The following is a 2,415-nucleotide window of genomic DNA, read 5'->3' as shown; positions in this document are numbered from 1 at the left end:
GGCGCGGTGATCTCGGCGGTCGTGGCGTCCGTACGCCATCTGGACACGCCGTACGACCGTCTGCTGATGAGCGGCGTGCCCCGGTACGAGGCCCGCCGCAGGATCGCGGCGGCCGTGGAGACGGTCCTCAGGAGCTGGGAGGCGGCGGGCCTCGACTCCGCGGGGTGAGGTCAGCCCGGCCGGTGGGCCGGCGTGCCCTCGGCGCCTGGACGTTCGCGTATGCGCCTGCGGGGTTCGGCCATGGTCCGGTGTGGATGTGGGGAGTTGACTCGGGGTGACGGAGGTTGCCGGGGCGGGCGGCCCGGCCGATGGGTGGGAGATGACGACGTGATCGACGACGGACCGTACTTCGTGCTCGTGGTGCTGGGAGTGCTGGGTACCGGGCTGGTGGCCGGGGTCTTCTGTGCCTTCTCGGCCTTCGTGATGAAGGGGCTCGCCGCGCTGCCGCCGGCCCAGGGCGTGGCCGCGATGCGGGCGATCAACGGGGCGGCGGTGACGGCGGCCTTCATGGCGGTGTTCATCGGCTCGGCGGTGCTGTGCGCGGTGATAGCCGTGGTGACGTTCGTGCTGTGGCCGGACGGGGGCACGGTCGAGCTGCTGGTGGGCAGCGCGCTGTATCTGGTCGGTGCGTTCGGGGTCACGATCGCCGCGAACGTGCCGCGCAACGACGCGCTGGCGAAGCTTGAGCCGGGCACCCCGGAGGCGGCGGCGTACTGGCCGGCCTATGTACGCGAGTGGACGATGTGGAACCACATACGCACGGTCGCCGCGGCCGGGGCGGCGCTGGCCTACCTGCTCGCCCTGACCTGAGGACGGCGGTACGGGAGGAGACGCGAAGGGGGGAGCGCGAAGGGGGAGAAAGCGCTGTCGCGCGCCCTGCGGGTGCGCGGGCGGGGACGTATCGTGGCCGGAAGAGTGCCGCCCGACGACGCACGGCCTGTCACCCGCGCACGCAAGGAAGACGGCCATGGCCGATCCCAAGGGTTTCCTGTCCACGCCCCGCCAGGACTGGCCGCGCCGGCCGGCCGAGGAGCGGGTCCGGGACTGGGACGAGGTCTACGTCCCCGGAGCACTGCTGCCGATCATCGCCAAGCAGGCCGACCGCTGCATGGACTGCGGGATCCCGTTCTGCCACGACGCCTGTCCGCTGGGCAATCTGATCCCCGAGTGGAACGACCTCGTCTCACGGGAGGACTGGCGGGCCGCGGCGGAGCGGCTGCACGCCACGAACAACTTCCCGGAGTTCACCGGCCGGCTGTGCCCGGCGCCCTGTGAGGCCGGGTGTGTGCTGGCCATCAACCAGCCGGCGGTCACCATCAAGAACGTCGAGTGCGCCATCGCGGACCGGGCGTGGGAGGAGGGGTTCGCGCCCCCGGCCCCGCCGGACCGGCTCTCGGGGCGGACGGTCGCGGTGATCGGCTCGGGTCCCACCGGCCTGGCCGCGGCCCAGCAGCTGACGCGGGCCGGTCACACGGTCGCCGTGTACGAGCGGGACGACCGCGTCGGCGGACTGATGCGGTACGGCATCCCCGAGTTCAAGATGGAGAAGCGGCATCTGGAGCGGCGGATCGAGCAGATGCGGGCCGAGGGCACGAGGTTCCGCACGTCGACGGCGGTCGGCCGTGATGTGGATGCGGCGGAGCTGCGGGCACGGTACGACGCGGTGGTGATCGCCACGGGGGCGACGGCCTGGCGTGAACTCCCCGTGCCCGGACGGGAGCTGACCGGCGTTCACCAGGCGATGGAGTATCTGCCGCTGGCCAACCGGGTGTGCGAGGGCGACCTGGAGGCGTCGCCCCTGTCGGCGGCCGGCCGGCACGTGGTCATCGTCGGCGGCGGGGACACCGGGGCGGACTGCCTGGGCACGGCGGTGCGGGAGGGCGCCGCGTCCGTGACCCAGCTCGACATCTACGCCCAGCCGGGCACCGAACGCGACGAGGAGAACGAGCCCTGGCCCACATATCCGAAGCTCTACCGGTTGTCCGCCGCGCACGAGGAGGCACGTGACCTGAGGACGGCCCCGCTGGCGGATGCCGACGCGCGGCTGTTCGCGGCGTCCACGCTGCGCTTCACCGGTGACGCGGAGGGGCACGTGCGCTGGCTGCACCTGGTGGAGGTCGACGCGGGACGCCGGCCCGTGCCGGGCACCGAACGGGCCCTGCCCGCCGATCTCGTCCTGCTGGCCCTCGGCTTCTCCGGCCCCGACCAGGGCGACGGGCTGATCGCCCAGCTGGGCCTGGAGCTGGATCCGCGCGGCACGATCGCCCGGGACGCGGACTTCGCCACGAACGTGCCGGGCGTGTTCGCGGCGGGGGACGCGGCGCGCGGCCAGTCGCTGATCGTGTGGGCGATCGCCGAGGGCCGGGCGGTGGCGGCGGCGGTCGACCGCCACCTGACCGGCGGCACGACCCGCCT

The 2,415-nt window shown here is 73.3% G+C and carries 3 protein-coding genes; all 3 read left to right on the top strand.

The features are described from left to right. The coding region (locus N4P33_RS34645) for a DUF2293 domain-containing protein (protein WP_260830883.1) at positions 1-168 on the top strand (168 nt) is incomplete at its 5' end. 162 nt (positions 169-330) lie between these two features. Then, positions 331-810, top strand: a complete 480-nt coding sequence (locus N4P33_RS34640; RefSeq protein ID WP_260830882.1) for a DUF1772 domain-containing protein — start codon at positions 331-333, stop codon at positions 808-810. A 157-nt stretch (positions 811-967) separates the two neighbouring features. Further along, on the top strand, positions 968-2,415 hold a 1,448-nt coding region (locus tag N4P33_RS34635), incomplete at its 3' end, for a glutamate synthase subunit beta (protein ID WP_260830881.1).

This window comes from Streptomyces sp. 15-116A (genome assembly GCF_025290915.1).
Lineage (GTDB): Bacteria > Actinomycetota > Actinomycetes > Streptomycetales > Streptomycetaceae > Streptomyces.
Note: the sequence above shows the minus strand (reverse complement) of the source record. Positions and strands in the feature narration are given on the sequence as shown.